21 protein-coding genes and 1 pseudogene are annotated in these 26,416 nt (G+C 67.2%); 14 read left to right on the forward strand and 8 right to left on the reverse strand.

Features of this window, described 5'->3' with window-relative positions:
- Positions 1 to 119: 119 nt before the first annotated feature.
- Both AAFN88_RS17305 and AAFN88_RS17310 read right to left on the reverse strand, forming a co-directional pair.
- Positions 120 to 1,400 (reverse strand): annotated as a pseudogene (locus AAFN88_RS17305) (D-amino acid dehydrogenase); the annotation flags it as partial.
- 31 nt (positions 1,401 to 1,431) lie between these two features.
- A complete protein-coding gene (locus AAFN88_RS17310) occupies positions 1,432 to 2,445 on the reverse strand; it encodes a GlxA family transcriptional regulator (protein WP_347521786.1) in 1,014 nt (337 codons plus the stop codon).
- Positions 2,446 to 2,725: 280 nt separating this feature from the next.
- Between AAFN88_RS17310 and AAFN88_RS17315 the strand changes: the two genes are divergently transcribed.
- From AAFN88_RS17315 to AAFN88_RS17330, 4 genes are read left to right on the forward strand one after another with little or no spacing between them, the layout of a single operon-like run.
- The gene (locus tag AAFN88_RS17315; protein ID WP_347521787.1) at positions 2,726 to 3,979 is read left to right on the forward strand and encodes a sarcosine oxidase subunit beta family protein; all 1,254 of its coding nucleotides are present in this window, start codon (positions 2,726 to 2,728) and stop codon (positions 3,977 to 3,979) included.
- A 14-nt stretch (positions 3,980 to 3,993) separates the two neighbouring features.
- Positions 3,994 to 4,287: a sarcosine oxidase subunit delta gene (locus AAFN88_RS17320; RefSeq protein WP_347521788.1), complete on the forward strand. Its 294-nt coding sequence runs from the start codon at positions 3,994 to 3,996 to the stop codon at positions 4,285 to 4,287.
- Positions 4,288 to 4,300: 13 nt separating this feature from the next.
- Positions 4,301 to 7,354 carry a sarcosine oxidase subunit alpha family protein gene (locus tag AAFN88_RS17325; protein WP_347521789.1) on the forward strand — a complete coding sequence of 1,018 codons (3,054 nt, stop codon included), beginning with the start codon at positions 4,301 to 4,303 and terminating at the stop codon, positions 7,352 to 7,354.
- Positions 7,351 to 7,974: a sarcosine oxidase subunit gamma family protein gene (locus tag AAFN88_RS17330; protein WP_347521790.1), complete on the forward strand. Its 624-nt coding sequence runs from the start codon at positions 7,351 to 7,353 to the stop codon at positions 7,972 to 7,974. The genes AAFN88_RS17325 and AAFN88_RS17330 overlap by 4 nt, the downstream gene beginning before the upstream one ends.
- 43 nt (positions 7,975 to 8,017) lie before the next feature.
- Here AAFN88_RS17330 and AAFN88_RS17335 read toward each other — a convergent pair whose 3' ends face one another.
- Positions 8,018 to 9,586: a trimethylamine methyltransferase family protein gene (locus AAFN88_RS17335; RefSeq protein ID WP_347521792.1), complete on the reverse strand. Its 1,569-nt coding sequence runs from the start codon at positions 9,584 to 9,586 to the stop codon at positions 8,018 to 8,020.
- Between the two features lie 414 nt (positions 9,587 to 10,000).
- Between AAFN88_RS17335 and AAFN88_RS17340 the strand changes: the two genes are divergently transcribed.
- The 3 genes from AAFN88_RS17340 to AAFN88_RS17350 all read left to right on the forward strand — a co-directional run bounded on the left by AAFN88_RS17340 (position 10,001) and on the right by AAFN88_RS17350 (position 14,803).
- On the forward strand, positions 10,001 to 12,568 hold the full coding sequence (locus tag AAFN88_RS17340; RefSeq protein ID WP_347521794.1) for an FAD-dependent oxidoreductase: 2,568 nt from the start codon (positions 10,001 to 10,003) through the stop codon (positions 12,566 to 12,568).
- Positions 12,569 to 12,741: 173 nt separating this feature from the next.
- Positions 12,742 to 13,797, forward strand: coding sequence for a betaine--homocysteine S-methyltransferase (bmt, locus tag AAFN88_RS17345; protein ID WP_347521796.1), 1,056 nt, complete (start codon positions 12,742 to 12,744; stop codon positions 13,795 to 13,797).
- A gap of 4 nt (positions 13,798 to 13,801) precedes the next feature.
- Entirely contained in the window at positions 13,802 to 14,803 is a 1,002-nt protein-coding gene (locus AAFN88_RS17350) for a 2-oxoglutarate and iron-dependent oxygenase domain-containing protein (protein ID WP_347521798.1), read from the forward strand.
- 114 nt (positions 14,804 to 14,917) lie between these two features.
- Here the strand turns inward: AAFN88_RS17350 and AAFN88_RS17355 are convergent, their stop codons facing one another.
- The 4 genes from AAFN88_RS17355 to AAFN88_RS17370 all read right to left on the reverse strand — a co-directional run bounded on the left by AAFN88_RS17355 (position 14,918) and on the right by AAFN88_RS17370 (position 18,781).
- Positions 14,918 to 15,652, reverse strand: a complete 735-nt coding sequence (locus tag AAFN88_RS17355; RefSeq protein ID WP_347521799.1) for an HAD family hydrolase — start codon at positions 15,650 to 15,652, stop codon at positions 14,918 to 14,920.
- A complete protein-coding gene (gene choV / locus AAFN88_RS17360; protein ID WP_347521800.1) occupies positions 15,649 to 16,872 on the reverse strand; it encodes a choline ABC transporter ATP-binding protein in 1,224 nt (407 codons plus the stop codon). Before choV ends, AAFN88_RS17355 begins: the two co-directional genes overlap by 4 nt.
- A 3-nt stretch (positions 16,873 to 16,875) precedes the next feature.
- Entirely contained in the window at positions 16,876 to 17,724 is an 849-nt protein-coding gene (gene choW / locus AAFN88_RS17365) for a choline ABC transporter permease subunit (protein ID WP_347521801.1), read from the reverse strand.
- Positions 17,725 to 17,818: 94 nt separating this feature from the next.
- Positions 17,819 to 18,781: a choline ABC transporter substrate-binding protein gene (locus tag AAFN88_RS17370; protein WP_347521803.1), complete on the reverse strand. Its 963-nt coding sequence runs from the start codon at positions 18,779 to 18,781 to the stop codon at positions 17,819 to 17,821.
- A gap of 280 nt (positions 18,782 to 19,061) precedes the next feature.
- Here AAFN88_RS17370 and betI point away from each other — a divergent pair, with 280 nt between their 5' ends.
- From betI to AAFN88_RS17395, 5 genes are all read left to right on the forward strand, one after another.
- Complete coding sequence (gene betI / locus AAFN88_RS17375; RefSeq protein WP_347521804.1) at positions 19,062 to 19,643, forward strand: transcriptional regulator BetI; 582 nt, start codon at positions 19,062 to 19,064, stop codon at positions 19,641 to 19,643.
- 10 nt (positions 19,644 to 19,653) lie between these two features.
- Positions 19,654 to 21,114 (forward strand): betaine-aldehyde dehydrogenase, encoded by a 1,461-nt coding sequence (gene betB / locus AAFN88_RS17380; RefSeq protein ID WP_347521805.1) that lies wholly within the window; start codon positions 19,654 to 19,656, stop codon positions 21,112 to 21,114.
- 13 nt (positions 21,115 to 21,127) lie between these two features.
- Complete coding sequence (betA, locus tag AAFN88_RS17385) at positions 21,128 to 22,786, forward strand: choline dehydrogenase (RefSeq protein WP_347521806.1); 1,659 nt, start codon at positions 21,128 to 21,130, stop codon at positions 22,784 to 22,786.
- A 16-nt stretch (positions 22,787 to 22,802) separates the two neighbouring features.
- Entirely contained in the window at positions 22,803 to 23,117 is a 315-nt protein-coding gene (locus AAFN88_RS17390; protein WP_347521807.1) for a hypothetical protein, read from the forward strand.
- Between the two features lie 133 nt (positions 23,118 to 23,250).
- Positions 23,251 to 23,673, forward strand: coding sequence for a RidA family protein (locus tag AAFN88_RS17395; RefSeq protein WP_347521809.1), 423 nt, complete (start codon positions 23,251 to 23,253; stop codon positions 23,671 to 23,673).
- A gap of 153 nt (positions 23,674 to 23,826) precedes the next feature.
- Here AAFN88_RS17395 and AAFN88_RS17400 read toward each other — a convergent pair whose 3' ends face one another.
- The gene (locus AAFN88_RS17400) at positions 23,827 to 24,627 is read right to left on the reverse strand and encodes a ferredoxin--NADP reductase (RefSeq protein WP_347521811.1); all 801 of its coding nucleotides are present in this window, start codon (positions 24,625 to 24,627) and stop codon (positions 23,827 to 23,829) included.
- A gap of 289 nt (positions 24,628 to 24,916) precedes the next feature.
- On the opposite strand from AAFN88_RS17400, the gene AAFN88_RS17405 reads away from it, so the two are divergent.
- Positions 24,917 to 25,333: an HIT family protein gene (locus AAFN88_RS17405; RefSeq protein WP_347521812.1), complete on the forward strand. Its 417-nt coding sequence runs from the start codon at positions 24,917 to 24,919 to the stop codon at positions 25,331 to 25,333.
- 91 nt (positions 25,334 to 25,424) lie between these two features.
- Positions 25,425 to 26,333 (forward strand): hypothetical protein, encoded by a 909-nt coding sequence (locus tag AAFN88_RS17410; RefSeq protein WP_347521813.1) that lies wholly within the window; start codon positions 25,425 to 25,427, stop codon positions 26,331 to 26,333.
- Positions 26,334 to 26,416 lie beyond the last annotated feature (83 nt).

Genomic DNA, 26,416 nt, shown 5'->3' on the forward strand with positions numbered 1-26,416 from the left:
CTTGCCCCGAGGGTCCAGGGCGCCCCTTCCATCGCTCACCCCTGGATCCCGGCTCGCGCTCGCTGACGCTCGCTTGACCGGGATGACCGCCGGAGACGTGGCAGGCTTCGAAGATGGAGTCAGATGCCCTGCCCTTGCGGGAAGCGCTCGATGGTGAGGCCGTCGAGCGGGATCTCCGTCTGGGTGCCGGACAGCAGGTCGGCCAGGAGTTTTCCGGAGCCGGGACCCATGGTCCAGCCGAGGGTGCCGTGCCCGGTGTTGAGGTAGAGATTGGCCAGGCGGGTCGGGCCGATGAGCGGCCCGCCGTCGGGGATCATCGGCCGGAGGCCGGTCCAGAACTTCACGTCGCTCAGATCGCCGCCCTTCGGGAAGAGGTCGCGGACGATGTGGAACAGCATGGCGCAGCGGCCGTGCGAGAGATCCAGGTTGTATCCGGTGAGCTCCGCAGTGCCCGCCGCGCGGATGCGGTCGCCCAGGCGGGTGATAGCGACCTTGGATTTCTCGTCCATCATGGTGGAGACCGGCGCGCCGTCTTCGTCGACGATCGGCACCGTGACCGAGTAGCCCTTCACCGGATAGACCTGGGTGCGGATGCCGTGCGGGCGCAGCAGCAGCGGCGTGTAGCTGCCCAACGCCGCCACGTAGGCGTCGCCCGTCTCCCAGCCCCGGCTGGTCTCGACGTGCGTAACCTTGCCGCCCTCCACGGCAAGCCGCTGGATGGTGGTCTCGGGCTTGAACCTGACGCCCAGCGCGGCGGCGCGCTCGGCCAGGCTTTGGGTGAAGAGGAAGCAGTCGCCGGTCTCGTCCCCGGGCAGCAGCAGGCCGCCGGCGACCTTCTCCGCCACGTGCTTGAGGGCCGGCTCCTGCCCGATGCAGCCGTCGCGGTCGAGCAGGGAGTGCCCGATGCCGAACTCCTTCAGGATTTCGACGTCCTTGGCCGCGTCGTCCAGGCCCTTCTGGTCGCGGAACATCTGCAAGGTGCCGCGACAGCGCTCGTCGTAGGAAATCCCGGTCTCCCGGCGCAGCTCCTCCAGGCAGTCGCGGCTGTAGGCGGCGACCCGCAGCATACGCGCCTTGTTAATCCGGTAGGCCTGCAGATTGCAGTTCCTCAGCATGCGGTAGAGCCAGCGGATCATGTAGATGTCGGGGCGTGGACGGATGACCAGCGGCGAATGCTTGTGCAGCATCCACTTGATCGCCTTGAGCGGCATGCCGGGGCCGGCCCAGGGGGCGGAATAGCCGGGAGAGACCTCGCCGGCATTGGCGAAGCTGGTCTCCATGGCGGCCGCCGGCTGACGGTCGACCACCACCACCTCATGGCCGGCCTTGGCCAGGTAGTAGGCCGTGGAAACGCCGATGATCCCACTGCCAAGCACCACGACTTTCATATCCGGATCCGCCCTCCCCGCGGCCTTGCCCCGGCGAGCGGGCCTAGTGCAACGCCTCGATGTCCTCTTCGCCCGGCTCCGGCTCGCCCTTCAGCGGCAGGCCCCGCTCCTTGCGCGGGGTGCGCCCGAAGAAATCGCGGTAGCACTTGGAGAAGTGCGAGGCGGACACGAAGCCGCAGGCCAGCGCCACGTCGATCACCGACATGTTGGTCTGCAACAGCAGCAGCCGCGCCTTGTTGAGCCGCAGCTCCAGGTAATAGCGCGCGGGCGAGCGGTTCAGGTACTTGCGGAACAGGCGCTCGAGCTGCCGGGTCGAGAGGTCCGCCCCCTTGGCCAACTCGCTGCGGCTCAGCGGCTCCTCCAGGTTCTGCTCCATGGTGCCGATGACGGCCAGCAGCTTGGGGTGCCGCACGCCCAGGCGCGCCGGCAGGGAGATGCGCTGGCGGTCGTGCTGATCGCGGATTCTCTCGTGCATGAACTGATCGGCCACCGCGGCGGCCAGTTCGTGGCCGTGCTGGCGGGCGATGACGTTGAGCATCATGTCGATGGCCGCGGTGCCGCCGGAGCAGGTGAAGCGGTTGCGGTCGATCTCGAAAAGCTCGGTGGTCACCTCGATCTCGGGGAAATCCTCGCAGAAGCCGGCCAGGTTCTCCCAGTGGATGGTGCAGCGATGACCCTCCAGCAATCCGGCCTTGGCCAGGACGTAGCTGCCGGTGCAGATCGCGCCGATGTCCGCGCCCCGCCGGTCCGCCTTGCGCAGCCAGCCGTCCAGCCCCTTGTCCTTGATCAGGTGGACGTCGATACCGCCGCAAATGATGACCGTGCCGCAGGTCTCAGCCACCGAGAGATCCCCGGCCACCACCAACTCCAGCCCGTTGGAGGCGGCCACCGGCTGGCCGTCCGTCGAAACCAGTTTCCAGCGATAGAGTTCCTGGCCGCTCAGCCGGTTGGCCAACCGGAAGGACTCGATCAGGCCGGTGAAGGGCAGAAAGGAAAAGCGCGGCAGCAGAACGAGAGCAATCTGCTGGGGCAGCTCTCTGGGGACGTTTCCGAACATAGGCCGACGGCGGCTCGCAAGCTGACTCAAGAAATACCGGTTCCGCGACTTTGGCATAACTCGCAGTGTCGCGAACAGAGAATTTTCCGCCGGGGAAACGCGAGCCCGGAAGCCCCCGATCGAGTGCCCTGGCGACCTGCGAAAGGCGGCGCGGAACGGCCCCGAACCGGGGCCGTTGCCAAGCCGGAGAGCGGATGCCAGCATGGCTTCGGCAGAGACCGCAGAGGCCCGCCCGGCCCGGATGCCGGCGACCGCCTCAACCAGGGGAACAGGAACGGGCATGACGCCGCGCTATTCAGTCTTCAGCCTTCTGCGCAATGCCCTCAGCTACCACGAGAACTGGCAGCAGGCCTGGCGCAGCCCGGAGCCCAAAAGCCGCTACGACGTGGTCATCGTCGGCGGCGGCGGCCACGGCCTGGCCACCGCCTATTACCTGGCCAAGCTGCACGGCATCAAATCCATCGCCGTGGTTGAGCGGGGCTGGCTGGGCGGCGGCAACACCGGACGCAACACCACCATCGTGCGCTCCAACTACCTCTGGGACCAGTCGGCGGCCCTCTACGAGCACGCCCTGAAGCTCTGGGAAGGCCTGTCCCAGGACCTGAACTACAACGTCATGTTCTCCCAGCGCGGCGTCCTCAACCTGGCCCACAATCAGCACGACCTGCGCGAGACCCTGCGGCGGGTGAACGCCAACCGCCTCAACGGCATCGACTCCGAGTTCCTGAGCGCCCAGCAGGTGAAGGAGATGGTGCCCATCATCGACCTGCGCGAGGGCGGGCGCTATCCGGTGCTCGGCGCCAGCCTGCAGCGCCGCGGCGGCACCGCCCGCCACGACGCCGTCGCCTGGGGCTACGCCCGCGGCGCCGATGCCCTGGGCGTCGACATCATCCAGGAATGCGCGGTCAACGGCTTCCGCATCGAGAACGGCAAGGTCACGGGCGTAGAGACCAGCAAGGGCCTGATCGAGGCCGGCAAGGTCGGCATCGTCACCGCCGGCCACTCCAGCGTCATGGCCAACCTGGCCGGCTTCCGCCTGCCCGTGCAGTCGGTGCCGCTGCAGGCCCTGGTGTCCGAGCCGGTGAAGCCGATCATCGACACCGTGGTCATGTCCGGCGCCGTGCACGCCTACATCAGCCAATCCGACAAGGGGGAGCTGGTCATCGGCGCCGGGGTCGACGGCTATATCGGCTACGGCCAGCGCGGCAGCCTGCAGGTCACCGAGGAGACCCTGGCCGCCATCTGCGAGCTGTTCCCCCTGTTCCGGCGCATGCGCATGCTGCGCCAGTGGGGCGGTATCGTCGACGTCTGCCCCGACGCCAGCCCGATCCTCTCCAAGACGCCGGTGCAGAACCTCTACCTCAACTGCGGCTGGGGCACCGGCGGCTTCAAGGCGACCCCCGGCTCCGGCTGGGCCTTCGCCCACACCATCGCCAAGGACGAGCCGCACGAACTGAATGCGGCCTTCTCCCTCGACCGCTTCCGCAGCGGCTTCCTGATCGACGAACACGGCGCGGCGGCCGTGGCTCACTAGGGGCTCGATAGAAAATGCTGTTGATCACCTGCCCTCACTGCGGCCCGCGCGCGGAAAGCGAGTTCCACAACGGCGGCGAGGCGCACATCGAACGGCCGAAGGACCCGGCGAGCCTCTCCGACGCCGAGTGGGCGGAGTTCGTCTTCCTGCGCGACAATCCCAAGGGCCTGCTGCTGGAGCGCTGGAACCACACCCAGGGCTGCCGGCGCTGGTTCAACGTGGCGCGCGACACCGTGACCTACGAGATCCTGGCGGTCTATCCCATGGGATCGCAGCCGCCCGCGCTCGACCCGCGGCGCTACGTCTGAGGAGAGAACGGACGTGGCTGGACACATGCGTTTGCCCCAGGGAGGTCTCGTCGACCGCAACGCACCCCTGACCTTCACTTTCGACGGCCGGACCTACCTGGGCCTGGCCGGCGACACCCTGGCCTCCGCCCTGCTCGCCAACGGGGTGCACATGGTCGGCCGCGGCTTCAAGTACCACCGCCCACGCGGCATCGTCAGCGCCGGCGCCGAGGAGCCCAATGCCCTGATGCAGGTCGGCGAAGACCCGCGCACCGAACCGAACCTGAAAGCCACCCAGGTGGAGCTGGTCGACGGCCTGACGGCCCGTTCGCAGAACGCTTGGCCGTCGCTGGAGTTCGACGTCGGCGCGGTCAACGGCCTGGCTGCGCGCTTCCTGCCGTCGGGCTTCTACTACAAGACCTTCATGTGGCCGGCCAGCGCCTGGAAGACCTACGAGCATTTCATCCGCCGCGCCGCCGGCCTGGGCCGCTCACCGAGCCAGCGCGACCCGGACCGCTACGACAAGACCTTTGCGCACTGCGACGTGCTGGTGGTCGGCGGCGGCCCCGCCGGACTGGCCGCGGCCCTGGCAGCCGGACGCGCCGGGGCGCGGGTGGTGCTGGCCGAGCAGGATCCCCTGCTGGGCGGCGCGCTGCTCAATCAGCAGGGCGAGACCATCGGCGGCCGGCCGGCCCTCGACTGGGTCGCTGCCGCCGAGGCGGAACTCGCCGGCATGCCGGAAGTGCGTATCCTGAAACGCACCATCGCCTATGCCGCCTTCGACCATAACTTCTTCGGGCTCGTGGAAAGCCTCACCGACCACCTGCCGGCGGCGCCGGAGCACCTGCCGCGCAAACGCCTGTGGAAGCTGCGCGCCAAACAGGCGGTGTTCTGTGGCGGCGCCATCGAGCGCCCGATGGTTTTCGCCGACAACGACCGCCCCGGCATCCTGACCGCCTCGGCGGTGCAGACCTACCTGAACCGCTACGCGGTGAAGCCCGGCCGCCGCGCCGTGGTCTTCACCAACAACGACAGCGGCTACGGCGCGGCCCTGGACATGACCGCCGCGGGCATCGAGGTCGCCGCCGTGGTCGACACCCGCCCGACCCCCGCCGGGCCGCTGACCGAGCGCGCCGAGGCGCAGGGCCTGCGCATCCTCGCCGAGTCCGCCATCGTCGGCGTCGAAGGCAAGAAGCGGGTGAAGGGCGTGCGGGTGGCCGAGCTGGCTGCCGACGGCAAGACCATGGTCGGAGAAGTCGAGGCCATCGCCTGCGATCTCGTCGCCAACTCCGGCGGCTGGAACCCGACGGTGCATCTGTTCTGCCAGGCCAAGGGCAAGCTGCGCTGGGACGACGGCCACGCCTGCTTCGTGCCCGACGAGGCCATGCAGCCGGGCCAGCGCTCGGCCGGAGCCGGCAACGGCGCCTTCGGCCTGCGGAGCTGCCTCACGCAGGGCGCGGAGGCCGGCGCGGCGGCGGCCGCCGACTGCGGCTTCGACGCCGCCACCGGCGATGTGCCGCAGGCGGACGCCCCGGATGCGGACGCTCCGGATGCGGACGCCCCAGATGCGGACGACAGGGACTTCCTGCCGGGACGCTGGCTATGGCTGATCCCCGGCGAACGCCCGCTGGGCCAGAAGGCCAAGCACTTCGTCGACCAGCAGAACGACGTCACCGCCGCCGATCTGAAGCTGGCGCTGCGCGAGGGCTACAGCTCCATCGAGCATGTGAAGCGCTACACCACCACCGGCATGGCCACCGACCAGGGCAAGATGGGCAACGTCAACGCCATCGGCATCGTCGCCGAGACGGTGGAGAAGCACCTGCCCGACGTCGGCGTCACCACCTTCCGCCCGCCCTATACGCCGGTGACCTTTGGCGCCTTCGCCGGGCGCGACGTCGACGACCTGCTGGACCCGGTCCGCCGCACGCCGATGCATGCCTGGCACGAGCGCAACGGCGCCCTCTTCGAGGACGTCGGCCAGTGGCGCCGCGCCTGGTACTACCCGCAGGACGGCGAAGACATCCACGCTGCGGTGAACCGCGAGGTCAAGGCCGTGCGCAGCTCGCTCGGCATCCTCGACGCCACCACGCTCGGCAAGATCGACATCCAGGGGCCCGACGCCGCCGAGTTCCTGAACCGCGTCTACACCAACGCCTGGCTGAAGCTTGCCGTGGGGCGCTGCCGCTACGGCCTGATGCTGAAGGAAGACGGCATGGTGATGGACGACGGCGTCACCACCCGCCTGGGCGAGCAGCACTACCTGATGACCACGACGACCGGCAACGCCGCCGCCGTGCTCGCCCACCTGGAAGACTATCTGCAGACCGAGTGGCCGGACCTGAAGGTCTATCTAACCTCGGTCACCGAACAGTTCGCCACCATGACCATCTCCGGGCCCAACGCGCGCGCGCTGCTGGGCGAGCTGAGCGACGCCGACCTCTCGCCCGAGGCGCTGCCGCACATGGGCTATACACCGGGCAGGGTGGCGGGCGTGCCGGCGCGCATCTTCCGCATCTCCTTCACCGGCGAGTGCTCCTTCGAGATCAACGTGCCGGCCTCCTTCGGCATGGCGGTCTGGCAGACCCTGATGACCGCGGGCGAGCGCTATGGCATCACGCCCTACGGCACGGAAGCCATGCACGTGCTGCGCGCCGAGAAAGGCTACATCATCGTCGGACAGGAAACCGACGGCTCGGTGACGCCGCTGGACCTCGACATGGACTGGATCGTCTCCAAGACCAAGGACTTCGTCGGCAAGCGCTCCCTCACCCGCGAAGACATGGCCAAGCCCGACCGCAAGCAGCTCGTCGGCCTGCTGACCAAGGACCCGCAGGAAGTGCTGCCCGAAGGCGCGCAGCTGGTCGACCAGGTGCTGCCCAACCCACCCATGCCGATGCTGGGCCACGTGACTTCCAGCTACTATTCGCCGAACTGCGGGCGCTCCATCGCTATGGCGCTGGTCAAGGGCGGCCTGGCCCGGAAGGGCGAGACCATCTTCGCGCCCCTGGCCGACGGCAAGGTGGTGCCCTGCGTGATCGCCGAGAACCCCGTGTTCTTCGACCCTGAAGGGGAGCGCCTGAAATGATCGAATCCTATCTGCGGCAGAGCGCCCTCGATCATCTGGCGCTGGCCGGCCGCACCAGCGAGGCGCCGCAAAGTGTGGGCGTGCGCCTGGGTGAGAAGCTGCTGCCCGCCGCGGTGAACCTGCGCGGCGACGCCGCCGATCCGGCTTTCGTCGCGGCGGTCCGCGAGGCCCTGGGCGTCGAGCCGCCGACGGCCCCCAATACCGCCGCCAGCAGCGGCGAACTCGTCCTGCTGTGGCTGGGGCCGGACGAGTGGCTGGCGGTGCGGCACGACGCCACGCCGGAGGGCGAAGCCCTCTTGGCCGCGAAGCTGCGCGAGGCCCTGGGCGACCTCCACGCTGCCGTGGCCGAGGTCGGCGAGCAGTACGCCTGCATCCACCTCGCCGGCCCCAAGGCCCGCGAGGCGATCGAGAAGGGCTGCCCCCTGGACCTGCACCCCCGCGCCTTCGGCGGCGTGGATCACTGCGCCCAGAGCCACCTCTCCAAGGCCTCGATCATCCTGCATCAGGTGGATGAAGGACCGGGTTTCGATCTCTATACCCGGCGTTCTTTCGCCGATTATCTCTGGCGCTGGCTGGAGGACGCCTCGCAAGAGTACGGCATGACTATCGTCGCCCCCTGAAGAGAGGACCCGCCCGCCGTCTTTGCTCGCTTATTCCCGGCTCTCAGGAAAAGGCGTCCGGCATGGACTCCTTGCGTTCCTGGATGAAGGCCTTGAGCTCCTCGTCGACGCCGGGGTCGATGGCCGGCGCCTCGTAGCTGGCCAGCATCTTCTTCCACAGGCCGTTGGCGCGCTGATAGGCGTCGTGGCCGCCTTCCGCCTCCCACTGCTCGAAGGAGTTGTTGTCGGCGATGGAGGAGCGGTAGAAGGCCGTCTCGAAGTTGGCGCGGGTGTGGGCGCAGCCCAGGAAGTGGCTGCCCGGCCCGACCTCGCGCAGGGCGTCCATGGCCTGGCCGTTCTCGCTGAGATCATAGCCGCCGCAGAAGGTCTGCATCATGCCGAGCTGATCGGCGTCGATAACGAACTTCTCATAGGACGAAACCAGCCCGCCTTCCAGCCAGCCGGCCGCGTGGAGCACGAAGTTGACACCGCCCAGCACCGTGGGCAGCAGGGTCTGACTGCTTTCGTGCGCCGCCTGGGCATCCGGCAGCTTGGACCCGCAAAGCGAGCCGCCGGAGCGGAAAGGCACGCCCAGGCGCCGCGCCAGGGCCGCCATGCCGTAGAGCACCAGCGCCGGCTCCGGCGTGCCGAAGGTCGGCGCGCCCGACTGCATGGACATGGACGACGCGAAGCTGCCCAGCACCGCCGGCGCGCCGGGACGCACGAGCTGAGTCAGCGCCAAACCGGCCAGAGCCTCGGCCAGCGTCTGGGTCATCACGCCCACTGCCGTCACCGGCGCCATGGCGCCGGCCAGGATGAAGGGGGTGACGATGCAGGCCTGGTTGTGGCGCGCGTAGACCTTGAGGGCGCCCAGCATGGTGGCGTCGAAGGTCATGGGCGAGTTGGCATTGATCAGGTTGATCATCACCGTATTGTTCTCGACGAAGTCGTCGCCGAAGACCAGCTTGGCCATGGCCACGGAATCCTCGGCCCGCTCCGGCGCGGTCACCGAGCCCATGAAGGGCATATCGGAGTAGCGCAGGTGCGCGTAGACCATGTCGAGATGGCGCTTGTTCACGGCGATATCGACCGGCTCGCAGACCGTGCCGCCGGAGTGGTGCATGGCCGGCGCCATGTAGGCCAGCTTCACGAAGTTCCGGAAGTCTTCGATCGTCGCATAGCGCCGCCCGCCTTCCAGGTCGCGCACGAAGGGCGGACCGTAGACCGGGGCGAAGACCGTGGTGTTGCCGCCGACGACCACCGAGCGTTCGGGGTTGCGGGCGTGCTGGGTAAACTGCGCCGGAATGGTCTCGCAGAGCTTACGGCAGAGGCCGCGCGGGAAGCGCACCCGCTCGCCTTCGACCTCGGCCCCGGCCTGCTTCCACAGCTCCAGCGCCTCGGGGTCCTCACGGAACTCGATGCCGATCTCCTCCAGCACCGTCTCGGCATTGCGCTCGATCAGCGCCAGCCCCTCCTCGGAGAGCAGCTCGTAGGGTGGGACCTGGCGCTCGATGTAGCGGTTCTTCACCGCCGTACCGCCGCTGCGCAGGGCGCGGCGGGCACCCGCGCCGCCGCTGCCGCGCCGCCCGCGACGCGCCTCCGCTCCGCCACCGGCTTCCGCTGTATTGGGCATGTCCTCGTCCCACCATCAAGGCATAGAAAATCGATGGCGAATTATCCGGCTCGGCCCGGCCGCGGCGCTGTCGCAACGGCGACGGCGACCGGTGAATTTGCGGCGCGTCCGCCGGTCCGGCCGCGTCGCCGGCAAGCGAGGATTTGGGGGGCCTGGCCGTGCCGCGCCGAGGGTTCCGCCGAGGCGTCTGCCGGGTGTCGGAGATTCGACAAATGCAGTCGCCGGGGCTGGGAGCGCCGAACGCCGCTTCGGGAAAGAATAGGCGCCTTGCCGGGGCGGCCGAGCCGCCCCGGCTGTAGCTTGTGAGTGGGGAGGCCCTGCCACCCCGAAGGGGCGTGTTCAACCCAGCCGAGCGAGGCCAGCCCCGCGGTCCGCTAGACTTTCGGCAAGGGTCCTTAAACGGAGACGATAGGTATGGCGCAGTTTCACAAAAGCGCGAGCGTCGTGATCATCGGACAGGGCGGCATCGTCGGGGCCTCCGTTGCCCATCACCTGATCGAGCGGGGCTGGGACAACATCATCGGGGTCGACAAGTCGGGCATCCCGACCGACATCGGCTCGACCGGTCATGCCTCGGACTTCTGCTTCAACACGATGCACGACCAGATCACGATCTTCACGACCAAGTACAGCATCGACTTCTTCGAGAAGCGCGGCCGCTACGCGCGCATCGGCGGCATCGAGGTCGCCCGCAAGGGCGACGACGAGCGGATGCGCGAACTGGAACGCCGGGTCAGCTCCGGCCGCGCCTTCGGCAACCGGGTCGAGATGATCACGGCGCAGAAGGTGAAGGAACTGATGCCGCTGGTGGAAGAAGACATGATCCAGGGCGGACTGTGGGATCCGGACGCGGGCCTGGTGATCCCGCGCTCCCAGGTCGTCGCCGGGGAGATGATCCGCGATGCCGAGGAGACCGGCAAGCTGGAGACCATCGCCAACAATCCCTGCACCGGCCTGGATATCGAGAACGGCCGCATCAAGGGTGTCCATACCAAGCGCGGCTACATCGAGACGCCCTGCGTCGTCGTCTGCGCCGGCCTCTGGGGCCGCCTCATCGCCGAAATGGCGGGCGAGGACCTGCCGGTCATGCCGGTCGACCATCCGCTGACCTTCTTCGGGCCCTTCAACGAGTTCGAAGGCACGGGCAAGGAAATCGGCTATCCGCTGCTGCGGGACCAGGGCAACTCCGCCTATCTGCGCGACACCGGCGACCCCAAGTCGACCGAGGGCGGCCAGATCGAATGGGGTTACTACGAAGAGAAGGAGCCCCGCCTCTGCCATCCGCGCGACCTGCTGGAGAAGGAGGAGGCCCGCCTCTCCCCCTCCCAGCGCGATCTCGACATGGAGCAGGTCATCGAGCCGATGGAGCGCGCCATGGAGCTGACCCCGATCCTCGGGGAGCTCGGCTACAACGAGAAGCACTCCTTCAACGGGCTGCTGCAGGTGACCGCCGACGGCGGGCCCTCCATCGGCGAGTCGCCGGACGTGCGCGGCCTTTGGTATGGCGTCTCCGTCTGGATCAAGGACGGCCCGGGCACGGGCAAACTGATCGCCGACTGGATGACCGACGGACGGACCGGGATCGATCACCACGCCATCGACTACGCGCGCTACTATCCGATCCAGAAGTCGGAGAAGTTCATCTACGACCGCTGCTACGAGACGGCGTTCAAGATCTACAACCCGCCGGTCCACAACCGCGAGCCCTACTCCAAGGGCCGGAACCTGCGCTGCGCCCCCTTCTATCTGCGTGAGAAGGAGCTGGGCGGCTATTTCATGGAAATCGCCGGCTGGGAGCGCGCGCACGGCTACGCCGCCAACGAGGAAACCCTGCTGGCCAAGTACGCAGATCGCGTGCCGGAGCGGCTGAACGAGTGGGACAACCGCCACTTCTGGCGCGTCTCCAACGCCGAGCACCTGGAGCTTTCCGAGAACGTCGGCATGGTCAACCTGTCGCACTTCGCGATCTACGACGTCTCGGGCCGCGACGCGGAACGGCTGATGGAATACGTCTCCTCCTCCAAGGTCGCGGGCGACACGCCGCTCGGCAAGGGCGTCTACACCAACTTCCTCGACTCCACCGGCGGCGTGCAGGCGGACCTGACGGTCCTGCGCCTGGCCGAGGACCGCTTCCGCGTCATCGACGGCGGCGACGCCGGCAACCGGGATGCCACTTATCTGCGCCGCATGAGCCAGGACAAGGAGTGGTCGGTCTTCGTCGAGGACCGCACCGATCACTACGGCTGCATCGGCGTCTGGGGCCCGAACGCGCGCACGAACCTGAAGAAGCTGGCCGACGACCCGGCCGCCCTCGACCCGGAGAACTTCCCCTTCGCGGCCAGCAAGGACTTTACCCTGCGCGGCATTCCGGTGAAGGGCTTCCGCATCTCCTATGTCGGCGAGCAGGGCTGGGAGCTTCACTTCCCGCTCAGCTACGGCCTGGCGCTCTACGACATGTTCCTGGAGATCGGCATTCCCCCGGTCGGTGTCGAGACCTACGCCAACAGCCGCCGCCTGGAAAAGAGCCTGCGCCTGCAGAACGCGGACCTGCTGACCGACTACAACCTGCTCGAGGCGGGTCTCGCCCGCCCGAAGGTCAAGGCCGCCGACTTCCACGGCAAGGCCGCCTACCTGGAGCAGCGCGAGCGCCCGCATCAGCCGGCGACACTCTGCACGCTGACCGTGACGGACAATACCGACAAGGACGGCGTGGCGCGCTTTCCAATGGGCAACTGCCCCATCGTCGATCCCAAGACCAACGAGGTGCTGATCGACTCGCTGGGCCGCCGTTCCTTCACCACCAGCCTGGCCTACGGCCCGTCGGTCGGGAAGAACATCGCCCTCGGCTACCTACCGCAGGACTGGTGCGAGGAGGGCCGCAAGCTGGAGATCGAGTACTTCAATCAGAAGTTCCCGGTCGAGGTCGCCGCCGTCGGCATGAAGGCGCTCTACGATCCTGCCAATGAGCGGATGAAGTCGTAACGGCAGTCACCCCCTCCCCATCCCTCCCCCATCAAGGGGGAGGGGGATTTGAAGCGGCTTTCGCCAAGGCTATCCCCTCCCCCCTTGCGGGGGAGGGTTAGGGTGGGGGGGCTTCTTGCCCTCCCCGCGCCCAGGACCTATCGTTCACTCGCACTGAGGACCAATTTCCGCCTATGCCCGACCGCCTGACCGACCTGCTCGAAACCCGCCCCTGGCTGCTGGCCGACGGGGCCACCGGGACCAATTTCTTCGCCATGGGCCTGCAGCACGGCGACGCGCCGGAGCTGTGGAACCTGGAGCGCCCGGACGACGTGGTGAAGCACTACCGCAGCTTCATCGATGCGGGCTCGGACATCGTCCTGACCAACACCTTCGGCGGCACCGCCAACCGGCTGAAACTGCACAAGGCCGAGGACAAGGTCTTCGGGATCAACAAGGCCGCCGCCGAGCTCGCCCACCGCGCCGCGAAGGAAGCCGGGCGCGACGACATCATCGTCGCCGGCTCCATGGGGCCGACCGGCGACCTCTTCGAGCCGCTGGGCCCGCTGACCATCGAGGCCGGCGCCAAGGCCTTCGAAGAGCAGGCCAAGGGCCTGGCCGCCGGTGGCGCCGACGTGGCCTGGATCGAGACCATGTCTTCCGTCGACGAGGTGAAGGCCGCCGTCCAGGGCGCCACCGCCGCCGGGCTGCCCTACGTCGTCACCCTCTCCTTCGACACCAACGGGCGCACCATGATGGGCGTGACGCCGGCGCAGCTCGCCCAGCTCGCCCATGAGCTTGAGCCGCGCCCCCTCGCCTTCGGCGGCAACTGCGGCACCGGCGCCTCGGAGCTCATGGCCGCGCTGCTGAACCTGGAGAGCGCCAAGGAGGAGGGCGACGTGCTGGTCGCCAAGAGTAACTGCGGCATCCCGCAGTACGTCGACGGCGAGATCGAGTACTCCGGCACGCCGGAACTGATGGCCGACTACGCCCGCCTGGCGCTCGACGCCGGGGTACGCATCATCGGCGGCTGCTGCGGCACCTCGCCGACCCACATCAAGGCCATGCGCGCGGCCCTGGAAGCCCACGAGAAGGGCGACGCCCCCACCATGGAGCAGGTCGTCGTCAAGCTGGGCGAGATCTCCAAGGGCGCCGAGCAGCAACAGGCCGGTCCGCTGGGCGACCTGCCCGCCGCGCCCGAAGGCCGGCGTGGAAGGCGCGAAGGCCGCCGCCGTCGGGCGGAAAGCTGAGCCGATGACCGCCTCCCTGCCCGTCATCGACATGGCGCCGCTGTTGCGGCGCGACGATGCGGCGGGGCGGGAAAGCGTCGCGCGGGAAATCGAGAACGCCTGCCGGCGCTTCGGCTTCTTCTACGTCACCGGCCACGGCGTCACAGACGACATCCTGGCGCGGCTCGACGCGGCGGCGCGCAAGTTCTTCGAGCTGCCCGAAGAGGTGAAGCTGCGCATCCCCATGAGCAAAGGCGGGCGCGCCTGGCGTGGCTTCTTCCCCTTGGGCGGCGAGCTGACCTCCGGGCGCCCCGACGGCAAGGAAGGGCTCTACTTCGGCAGCGAGCTGCCGGCCGAGCATCCGCGGGTGAAAACCGGCTGGCCGCTGCACGGCGCCAACCTCTGGCCCGAGGAAGTGCCGGACCTGAAGCCCGCCGTCCTGGACTACATGGCGGCGACGACGCGGGCGGCGCATCACCTGCTGGAGGGCGTGGCGCTGTCGCTCGGCCTCGCGGCCGATTACTTCGCGAAGCACTACACCGCCGATCCCACGGTGTTGTTCCGCATCTTCCACTATCCGCCGACACCCCCCGCAAGCGACGGTGGCGAAAACTGGGGCGTCGGCGAGCACACCGACTACGGCCTGCTGACTCTGCTGGCGCAGGACCGCCACGGCGGCCTGCAGGTGAAGACGCCGGAGGGCTGGATCGCCGCGCCGCCCCTGGCCGGCACCCTGGTCTGCAACATCGGCGACATGCTGGACCGCCTGACCGGCGGCTGGTACCTCTCGACGCCGCACCGGGTGCGCAACGACAGCGGCGAGGAGCGCCTCTCCTTCCCGCTCTTCTTCGATCCCGACTTCGCCGCCGAGATGGTGCCGCTGCCGCCCGAGGCAGCCAAAGGCCAGGGAACGCGGGTGCCGCGCTGGGACGACGCCGACCTGCAGGCCTTCACCGGCACCTACGGCGACTACCTGCTGGGCAAGGTGTCCAAGGTGTTTCCTGAACTGGGTGGGGACGTGCTGTAACCCAGCCACAAACCAAAATCGTCATGCTCGGACTTGATCCGAGCATCCATGTCGATCGCGGGCCAGGTTGCACCATGGACCCTCGGGTCAAGCCCGAGGGTGACAATTGATGCTCTACGCCCGCTTCCTGCCCGCCAATTCGTCCAGCAGCGCTTCCAGCTCCGCGATGCTGTCTAGTACGTGGTGGGCGTGAGGCGCCAGGTCGTCCCGACCACCGGTTCCCGTCAGAACGCCGACCAAGAGCCCGGCGCCGGCTGAGCGGCCCATTTCCATGTCGTGGTGACTGTCGCCGACCACGGCGACGGCGCCGGGGGCCAGACCCGTCGCCTCGCAGAAGCCCGCCACCATGCCCGGGCCCGGCTTGCTGCCATGGCCGCTGTCGAAGCCGGCGACGTAGGTGAAATGCTCGACGACGCCGAAGGGCGCCAGGCTGGCGTAGGCGCTGTCCTCGCTATCGTTGGTGGCGACGCCCAGGGCGAGGCCCCGGCCTTTCAGGGCTGCCAGCGCCGCTTCCATGCCGGGCACGGCGACCGCCGTCTGGGCGCTGCTGGCCTCGAAGACCGCGGTGATGCGTTCGGTCAGATGCGCCGGGTCGGCGCCCAGCATCTCGGCCCAGGAGCCGGCGATGACATCGTTGCTGGCGCTGACCAGCAGCGAGTTGGGGACATGGGAGTCCGTGGCCGGGTCGTAGCCGCCGGCCTGCAGCAGGCGCTCGGCCACCACCGGATCGCCGCCCGCCGCCTCCAGCGCCGCCAGCTTGTTCAGCGGCGCCCAGGTAGCGTCGTAGTCCAGCAGCGTGCCGTCCTTGTCGAAGAGGATGCCTTGAATAGAGGTAGGGGCGATCTTCACAGAACGGTCTCCGGCGCTTTGTCGGCGACACTGCTCTGGCGCAGGATGCCGGCATAGATTTCCTCGTCGCCGCAGACGCCGACCAGCTTGCCGTCCTCCACCAGAGCCACCGGATGGCCGGTGGCCTGGCGCAGTTCGATGGCGACGCGCATGGACATGTCGCAGGGCGCGGTGATGAGCGCCGTGGCGGGCAGCGCGGCGATGTCCATGCCGGACTCGTAGGGCATGAGGCGGCCGAGGTAGCCGTCGAGGGAGACCGACTGCGGGACGCCGCCGCCGTTCAGCTTCACCCGCACACGCCCGGCGCGATCCAGCAGAACCTCGTCGTCCTCCCGCTTCAACTGCTCCAGCGGCGTCATGAGCGAGCCGCCGCGCAGCACGTTCAGCGGGTTCATGTGGGCGACGAACTCGGCCACGTACTCGTTGGCCGGGTTCAGCACGATGGCCTCCGGCTCGCCGTACTGCACGATGCGCCCGCTTTCCATGATGGCGATGTGGTTGCCCAGCTTCAGAGCCTCGTCCAGGTCGTGACTGACGAAGATTATAGTTTTCTTCAGGCGCCGCTGCAGCTCCAGCAGTTCGTCCTGCAGGTGGTCGCGGATCAGCGGGTCGAGCGCCGAGAAGGGCTCGTCCATCAGCAGGATATCGGCGTCGGTGGCGAAGGCGCGCGCCAGGCCGACGCGCTGCTGCATGCCGCCGGAAAGCTCGTGCGCGAACTTGTCCTTCCACTGGGAGAGGCCGACCAGTTCCAGCTTCTCCTCGACGATGGCGGCGCGTTCCTTCTTGTCCATGCCGCGCAGCTCCAGGCCCAAGCCGACATTTTCGGCGACCGTGCGCCAGGGCAGCAGGGCGAACTGCTGGAACACCATGGCGACGCGGTTCATGCGCAGGCGCCGCAGGGTCCTGGCGTCACAGGAGGCGACGTCCACCAGGTTGTCGGTGTCGCGCACCAGGACCTTGCCGCGCGTCACCTTGTTGAGGCCATTGACGGCGCGCAGCAGGGTCGACTTGCCGGAGCCGGAGAGTCCCATGAGGACGCAGATCTCGCCCTCGTCGATGGTGAGGGAGGCGTCGGCCACGCCGATCACGTTGTCGGTCTTCTCCAGGATCTCGTCGCGCTCCGCGCCCTGGTCCAGCAGGGTCAACGCCTTCTGCGGCTCCCTGCCGAAGATGATGTCGACGTTCTGGAAGTCGACCGCCTTCATTCCCTTTCCAGTCATCGATCAGCGCTCCTTCTGCTTCAGGCCGCGCTGCTTGCAGATGCGGTCCAGCAGGATAGCGACGATGACGATGGCCAGGCCCGCCTCGAAGCCGCGGGCGATATTCACCGTGTTGAGGGCGCGCACCACCGGCTTGCCCAAGCCGTCGGCGCCGACCAGGGCGGCGATGACCACCATGGAAAGCGACAGCATGATGCACTGGGTTAGCCCCGCCATGATGGTCGGCAGGGCGTGCGGCAGTTCCACCTTCCACAGCAGTTGTCTCTTGGTGGCACCGAAGGACTCCCCGGCCTCATAGAGGTTCTTGGGCACCGAAGATATGCCGAGGTAGGTCAGGCGGATCGGCGCGGGAATGGCGAAGATCACCGTCGAGATGAGCCCCGGCACCACGCCGAGACCGAAGAGGATCAGCGTCGGGATCAGGTAGACGAAGGTGGGAATGGTCTGCATCAGGTCCAGCACGGGGCGGATGGCGGTGTAGAGCCAGGGCCGGTGCGCCGCGGCGATGCCGACGGGCACGCCGACCAGCATGCAGGTAAAGGTGGCGAAGATCACCAGCGCCAGGGTCTCGATGGTCTCTTCCCAATAGCCGATGTTCACGATCAGCAGCAGTGACAGCACGATGCCGATCACCAGCCAGATCGAGCGGTGCAGCCAATAGGCGAAGGCGGCGATGATGGCGATCAGCAGCAGCCCCGGCACCGCCTGCAGGACATCGATCAGCCCCTCGATCAGGAAGCCCAGGACGTCGGAGATGAAGTTAAAAAACCAGGCGGCATGGTCATTCAGGAAATCGACGAAGTCGCTGATCCAGTTCCCGAGCGGAATCTTATAGTCTTCTATGAAGTCCATGACTGGGCCCCTTGTCCCCTAAGTCCCCCAGAAAGCGGAACGGCCAGGCCGCGTGGCCTGACCGTTCCAAGCTTACACCCTTGCCGGCCAAAGATTACAGGCCGAGATGGGCCTTCACCGCGGCCAGGCCGTCCTTGCCGTCGATGGTCTGGACACCGGCCAGCCAGCCGTCCAGCACGCCCGGATTGGCCTTCAACCAGGCCGTCGCCGCGTCGTTCGGCTCCTGGCCGTCATCCAGGATCGCGCCCATGATGGCGCCTTCCATCGGCAGGCTGAACTTCAGGTTGCTCAGCAGCTTGCCGACATTGGGGCACTCGCTGGTGTAGCCCTTGCGCACGTTGGTGTAGACCGTGGCGCCGCCGTAGTCCGGGCCGAAGTAGTCGTCACCGCCCGAGAGGTAGACCAGGTCGAAGTTGTTGTTCATCGGGTGCGGCGCCCAACCCAGGAAGACGATGTCCTCCTTGCGCTTCGCGGCGCGGGCGACCTGAGCCAGCATGCCCTGCTCGGAGGATTCGACAACCTCGAAGCCCTTCAGGCCGAAGGCATCGCCGTCGATCATGTCGAGGATCAGGCGGTTGCCGTCGTTGCCGGGCTCGATGCCGTAGATCTTGCCGTCCAGATCGTCCTTGAACTTGGCGATGTCGGCGAAGTCCTTGATGCCTTTCTCGGCGGTGTACTTCGGCACCGCCAGGGTGTACTTGGCGCCTTCCAGGTTCACGCCCAGCACCTCGACCGAGCCCTCGTCGCGGTACTTGGCGAGATCGCCTTCCATGGTCGGCATCCAGTTGCCGAGGAAGACGTCGATGTCGCCGTTCTTCAGGCTGGCGTAGGTCACCGGCACGGAGAGCACCTCCGCTTCCGGTTCGTAGCCCAGGCCCTGCAACACCACAGAGGTGGCCGCAGTAGTGGCGGTGATGTCGGTCCAGCCGACGTCGGCGAAATTCACTTCCTTACAGGCTGCCGGGTCGACGGCCTGCGCCGTGCCGACCGCCGCAACGAAACCCAGCGCCGCCACGGCGGTGCCCAGGGCGCCCCGCGCGAAGATGGTCTTGGTCATGTAGTGCCTCCTCTTTCCCCAATGTCCCTGTCTGTTCGACGCCGCCCCGGCTTTGCACCGGGGGAGCCGGCCCGGCCTGCCGGTGGAAACCGGTGCCGGGCTCGATCATTGGCATAGGCAGCATCGGTGGCTGCCATGGAACCGAAGGGGCGAGCGTAGTTTTTTTTGATTGAACGTTCAATCAAAATAAAATACCTCTCATGGGACAGGCTCGGCACCGGCGCGCCCGGAGTCCGTCCCTAAGCCCGTCCCCTATCGCAAACGGAGGCCGCGAAAACGCATGCCCAAGGTCGGAATGGAAGATCTGCGGCGGCGGCAGTTGATCGCGGCAACCATCACCTCGATCCACGAGCAGGGCTTCGCCAACGCCACCATCTCGCGTATCTCCAAGACCGCGGGACTGTCCGGCGGCATCGTCGCTCACTATTTCGACGACAAGGCGGGGCTGCTGGCGGCCACCATGCGCTCGCTGGCGCAGGATCTGCTGGCGGAGAACCTGAAACGCCTGAGGTCCGCTGAGACGCCGGAACAGCGCATCGACGCCATCATCCAGGCCAACTTCGCACCGGAACAGAACGAGCCGGAATCGGTCTCGGCCTGGCTCGCCTTCTGGTCGGAGGCGCGCACCTCCCCCGCCCTGTGGCGTATCCAGAAGATCAACGAGCGGCGCCTGCTGAGCAACCTGCGCCACGCCTTCAAGCAACTGTTGCCGAAGGAGGACGCGCAGATCGCCGCCGCCGGCCTGGCGGCCATGATCGAAGGCCTGTGGCTGCGCTGCGCGCTGTCCAACGGCCCGCTCACCGTCGACCAGGCGCGCCTCATCGCCCGCGACTACGTCGCGCGCATTCTGCACAAGGACTGACGCACCCATCGTGACCCTGCCCGAACAACAGCTCTATATCCATGGGCGTTACCGCGCCGCGATCAGCGCCCAAAGCTTCGAGACCGTGAACCCGGCAACCGGCGAGGTGATCTGCCGCGTGCAGCAGGCCGAGGCCGAAGACGTGGAAGCCGCCGTCGCTTCGGCGCGCGAGGGCTTTGCCGTCTGGTCGGCCATGAGCGGGACGGCGCGCGGGCGTATCCTGCACGAGGCGCAGCGCATCCTGCGCGCGCGCAACCGCGAGCTGGCGGAGCTGGAGGTGCTGGACACCGGCAAGCCGATCCAGGAAGCCGAGGCGGTGGACGTGATCTCCGGAGCCGACTGCATCGAATACTACGCCGGCCTCGCCGCCTCCCTGCACGGCGAGCACACGGACCTGGGCGGCGATTTCTTCTACACGCGCAGGGAACCGCTCGGCATTTGCGCGGGCATCGGCGCCTGGAACTACCCTATCCAGATCGCCTGCTGGAAGTCGGCCCCGGCGCTGGCCTGCGGCAACGCGATGATCTATAAGCCGGCGGAGCTGACGCCGCTGACCGCGCTGAAGCTGGCCGAGATCTACACCGAGGCCGGGCTGCCCGACGGCGTCTTCAACGTGGTGCAGGGTTTCGCCGCCACCGGCCAGGCGCTGACCCGCCATCCCGGCATCGCCAAGGTCTCGCTGACCGGCGAGGTGGGCACCGGCAAGAAGGTCATGGCCGACGCGGCGCAGTCGCTGAAGCATGTCACCCTGGAGCTGGGCGGCAAGTCGCCGCTGCTGGTCTTCGACGACGCCGAGGTGGAGAACGCGGTCAACGGCGCCCTGCTGGCCAACTTCTATACCCAGGGCGAGATCTGCTCCAACGGCACCCGCGTCTTCGTGCAGGAGGGCATCTACGAGGCCTTCCTGAAGCGCCTGGTGGAGAAGACCAAGGCCCTGAAGATCGGCGATCCCATGGACCCGGCGACCCAGGTCGGCGCGCTCATTTCCGCCGAGCACTGCGAGAAGGTGCTGAGCTACATCGACCTCGGCAAGAAGGAAGGCGCCCAGGTTGCCGTCGGCGGCGGCCGTCCCGACGATCCCGTTCTTGCCAAGGGAAACTTCGTCGAGCCGACCGTCTTCACCGCCTGCCACGACGACATGGCGGTGGTGCGCGAGGAGATTTTCGGCCCGGTCATGACCGTACTGGCCTTCAAGGAGGAAGACGAAGCGGTCACAAGGGCCAACGCCACGCCCTACGGCCTCGCCGCCGGCGTCTTCACCAGGGACCTGGCCCGCGGTCACCGCGTCGTCGCGCGTCTGGAGGCCGGCACCTGCTGGATCAATACTTACAACATCACGCCCATCGAGATGCCCTTCGGCGGCGTGAAGCTCTCCGGCATCGGCCGCGAGAACGGCCGCGCCGCCATCGAGCACTATACCCAGGTCAAGAGCGTCTACGTCGCCATGAACGGCGTCGACTCGCCCTACTAGAGTTCCGTCTGCCATGACTGAGACCCAAAGCTTCGACTACGTCATCGTCGGCGCCGGCTCCGCCGGCTGCGTGCTGGCCAGCCGCCTGACCGAGGACGCCGACGTCTCCGTGCTGCTGCTGGAAGCCGGCGGGCGCGACAACTCGATCTTCATCCACATGCCAGCCGCCCTGGCCAAGCCGCTGGCCAACGACAAGTACAACTGGTTCTACAGTTCCGAGCCGGAGCCGCATCTCAACGACCGGCGCATGTACTGCCCGCGCGGGCGCGTCATCGGCGGCTCCTCCTCCATCAACGGCATGGCCTACGTGCGCGGCCACGCCCGCGACTACGACCGCTGGGCGCAGGGCGGCCTTCAGGGCTGGGACTACAGCCACGTGCTGCCCTACTTCCGCAAGGCCGAAACCTACGAGCGCGGGCCCGACGACTACCGCGGCGGCGACGGCCCGCTGAACGTCTCGGCGGGGCCCTGCAGGAACCCCCTGTTCCAGGCCTGGATCGAGGCGGGCCGCCAGGCCGGCTATCCGGTGACCCAGGACATGAACGGCTTCCAGCAGGAAGGCTTCGCCCACATGGACATGACCGTCCACCGGGGCCGGCGCTGGAGCGCCGCCGTCGCCTACCTGAAGCCGGCGATGCACCGCCCCAACCTCACCGTCTGGACCCGGGCTCTCACGACCCGCGTGCTGCTCGAGAACCGCCGCGCCGTCGGCGTGGAGCTGGCCAAGGGCAGCGAGCGCGTGGAGGTGCGCGCCGAGCGCGAAGTGATCCTCTCCGGCGGCGCCATCAACTCGCCGCAGGTGCTGCTGCTCTCCGGCGTCGGCCCCGCCGACGAGCTGAAGGCGCTCGGCATCGATGTGGTCCACGACCTGCCGGGCGTCGGCAAGAACCTGCAGGACCATTTGGAAATCTACGTGCAGCACGCCTGCACCCAGCCGATCACCCTCTACTCGGCCCTGAAGCCCTGGAACCAGGCGAAGATCGGCTTCGACTGGCTGTTCTTCAAGAAGGGCATCGGCGCCTCCAGCCAGTTCGAGGCCGGCGGCTTCATCCGGTCGCGGGCCGGCGTCGAGCACCCGGACCTGCAGTACCACTTCCTGCCCATCGCCATGAACTACGACGGCACCAACCCGGCGGGCACCCACGGCTTCCAGGCCCACGTCGGCCCCATGCGCTCGCAAAGCCGCGGCGAGATCACCCTGAAGTCGACGGACCCGAAGGACGCGCCGCGCATCCTCTTCAACTACATGAGCCAGGAAGCCGACCGTCAGGAGTTCCGCGCCGCCGTGCGCCTGACCCGCGAGGTCTTCGCCCAGAAGGCCTTCGACCCCTTCCGCGGCCCCGAGCTGGCGCCGGGCCCGGACGTTCAGAGCGACGAAGAGATCGACGCCTTCGTGCGCGAACACGTGGAGAGCGCCTACCACCCCTCGTGCAGTTGCAGGATGGGCAACGACGCCATGGCGGTGGTCGACGGCGCCGGCAAGGTGCACGGACTGGAGGCGCTGCGTGTCGTCGACGCCTCCGTCATGCCCTCCATCGTCAGCGGCAACCTGAACGCCCCGACCATCATGCTGGCGGAAAAGCTGGCCGACACCATCCGCGGCCGCGAGCCCCTGCCCGCCTCCGAGGCCCCGGTGTGGATCGCCCCGCATTGGGATACACAGCAGCGGTAGCTCAGGAGCTGATGACATGGGAAGCCATCTGCAGATGTTGAGGGCAGCCGCCGTCACCGAAGTAGTCGAGCTCCATGACTACATCCAGTTGGCCTTTTCGAACGACTACGGGCTCAGCATCTATAACGATTTTGCGATCAAGCCAGAGGGCCGCAGACTTCACGATCTGCAGTCCAAGACAGTCGACCGCATCGTAGAAGCTGAAGATGAAGTAGTTTTGTGCTTCGGGGGTGACCTGGAACTCTCTGTTTGCCTCAGGGACGAATGTTGGCATGGTCCCGAAGCCATGCAACTCAATTCCCCGACTGGACAGGTTGTCATCTGGAATTGACGGTTATTGTCTCTGTCATGCTCGGGCTTGACCCGAGCATCCATGGAAATCCTTGGTTGGGACCGTGCTGCGGAGAAATGGACCCTCGGGTCAAGCCCGAGGGTGACCTCGTTTTACTTTGAGGAGCATCCCCATGGCCTACGGCTTCAATCCCGAGAACGTCTGGTCGCCGGGCGCGCGCGCCTTCTCGCAAGGTGTCATCGCCGGCGAGGGCGTGACGCTCTACATCACCGGGCAGGTCGCCTGGGATGCCGATAGCAAGGTGGTCGGCGAAGGCGACATCGAGGCGCAGACGCACCAGACCTTCCGTAATATCCAGACCATCGTGGAGGCCGCCGGCGGCACCCTGGAGGACCTGGTCGCGCTGACCATCTACTTCCTGGACCGCGCCCACCTGCCGGCGATCCAGGAGGTGCGCCGCCACTACATCGAGACGCCGGGCGCGCCGGCCAGCACCGCGGTCCAGGTTTCCGGCCTGGTGATCCCGGAACTGCTGGTGGAGATCACGCCGGTGGCGCTCATCCCGCACAAGCGCTTCAAGCGGCCGGAGGGGTAAAGCCCCCTCACCCTCCCTCTCCCACGAGGGGAGAGGGCACGGCAAAGCAAACCCTCTCCCCTGGTGGGAGAGGGTTGCGCAGTCTTAGCGAGCTCCAGCGAACTCAGAAGAAGCTGGGTGAGGGGGAAGTCCCGTACATCAGCCGGCGGAACGTCAGTCCACAAAGGCCTTTTCGACCACGAAGTCGCCGGGGCTGGCGTTGGAGCCTTCGGTGAAGCCGAGGTCTTCGACGATTTTCTTGGTGTCCTGCAGCATCGCCATGGAGCCGCAGATCATCACGCGGTCTTCCTCGGGATTCAGCGGCGCGATGCCGAGATCGGCGAAGATGCGGCCGTTCTCGATGAGGTCGGTGATGCGGCCCTTGGTAGGGAAGTCCTCGCGGGTGGTGGTCGCGTAGTAGGTCAGCTTGCCACCGACCAGCTCGCCGACCAGCGGATCCTGCTCGACCGAGTCGACGAGCTGCCTGCCGTAGCCAAGGTCGGCCACCTGGCGGCAGGTGTGGGTCAGGATGATCTGGTCGAACTTCTCGTAGGCCTCCGGCTCGCGGATCAGGCTGGCGAAGGGCGCGATGCCGGTGCCGGTCGACAGCATGTAGAGGCGCTTGCCCGGCTTCAGCGCATCGAGCACCAGGGTGCCCGTCGGCTTCTTGCCGAGCAGGATGGTGTCGCCTTCCTTCAGGTGCTGCAGCCGCGAGGTCAGCGGCCCGTCGGGCACCTTGATGGAGAAGAAGTCGAGGCCGTCGTCCCAGGACGGACTGGCGATGGAATAGGCGCGCAGCAGCGGCTTGCCCTCGCCCATGAGGCCCAGCATGACGAACTCGCCGGAGCGGAAGCGGAAACTGGCCGGGCGGGTCAGGCGGAAGGAAAAGAGCTTGTCCGTCCAATGACGCACGTCCAGCACCGTCTCCGCGGTGACCGTCTTCGGCAGAACGGGAGAATCGCCGTCTGGCACCATCAACCATACTCCTTTCACGCTTTGCTTCCGCCGGTCCAGGCAGCAAAAAGAGCCCTTGCGGGGGCCAGATCTCCTGGACGATCGCAGGTGCTCGTTTTTGCCGCCAAGGCGGCAGATAAGGCTATGTAATCGGTTTTTTCTCAAGGGCAAGTGTATCTTTGTGCACCGCAAAAAATAATTTGCTCCGGGAGGCCTCCCGACCCACCCGCCGGTGGCTCGCCAGGGCTGCCGCGCTCGGTTACCTTGGCCGGGCCGATACCGCCGTTTCATATTCGGAGACAACCGAAGCGTGAATCATAGCTTTGATCTACACGAACGCCTGGCAGCCGACTGCGTCAATCTGGCCGACTGGCCGCTGTGCCGAGTGCTGCTGATGAACGACGCCAGCTATCCCTGGTTGATCCTCGTGCCGCGCCGCCCGGGACTGAGGGAGTTTCACCAAGTCGACTCCCGCGACATGCCGCAGCTCGTCGGTGAGATATGCGATGCCTCGCGGGCCCTGGAGACCCTCTTCCGCCCCGACAAAATCAACGTCGGCGCCTTGGGAAACATGGTGCCGCAGCTACACATCCACCTCATTGCCCGTTTCAAGAGCGACGCGGCCTGGCCCGGCCCCGTCTGGGGGGCGCAACCAGCAGTTCCTTACGAGAAAGAAGGCTTGCGGGCGCGGCTGGACGCCCTGACGGCCGCCTTGGGCGCGGCCTGAGCCGCACTGCGCCTTCCGTAGCGCCGAAGTCTATGGAACAATGATGCAAAAGGCGTGGAACGGACGAGGTTCGTCACAGGAAGGAAGTTCAATGCGAGGGACTTGGAAGGCGGCGGCCGGTGCCGCCGCGCTGTTGCTGATTACCACATCGTCGGCTGTTCAGACCGCGGCCGCCCAGACGGACGGGGAGAAGCTCAAGAGCCTGCTCGAAGAGCTCGACACCCTGATCGGCAAGGGCGAAGCCCAGAACCTGGCCGACCCCTGGTTCCTGCAGGATCTGCGCGCGCTTTCCAACCGCTACGGCCAGACCTGGCCCGTGGTGCTGCTCGACCACCGTTTCGATTCCAAGTCGTCGCTGCCCAAGGCGCCTTGGGAGGTCCGCAAAGGTGAAATGAAGATGGACTGGTCGCGCGGCCTGCGTTCGCGCGTCGAAGCGAAGGCCGGCCAGAACAAGAAGATGAGCGACGAGGAACTGGTCGGAGAAATCGTTGGCGGCCTGCTGGGCAAGGCCCTTGGCGGCAAGGATTCGCGCAACGGCGGGAAGACCGCCGCAGATCCTTCGACACCGGCGCTGGCAATCGCGGAACTGCCGGTCAGCAACGCCTTCGAGATGAAGACAGAGATCACCGCCCGCGCCATGGCCGGCGACACCGAAGGCGCACTGGAGCTGGGCGTCCTGCAGACCGGCAACGCCGGCTACCGGCTGATCTTCACGCCCAAGGCCGACAGAAGCGCCCTGGTCACGCTCTACGCGATCTCCCAGCGCGGAACCGAACGGGTGATCGAGAGCGCCGACTACAAGGGGACCATCCCCGACGACCAGCCGCTGGAGATCACCCTGGCCCGCCGGCCCGGCGGCCAGATGTTCGCGGCCATCGGCGACGAAGAGCTGTTCTCGGCCAGCGACCGCAGCTTCAACGACCCCTTCACCGCCGTCCTGATCGCCAACCGCGGCGGCGACTATGCGGTCCGGCGGATGACCCTGCGCGGCACCAAATAGGCCCAGGCGGCACAGCCCGCGGGAGATAAAGAAAGCCTTCATCGCCGGCGGCTAGTCTCGGGCCGAGTTTCTCCGAGAGATCC

The organism is Pelagibius sp. CAU 1746 (assembly GCF_039839785.1).
In the GTDB taxonomy this organism is placed as follows: domain Bacteria; phylum Pseudomonadota; class Alphaproteobacteria; order Kiloniellales; family Kiloniellaceae; genus Pelagibius.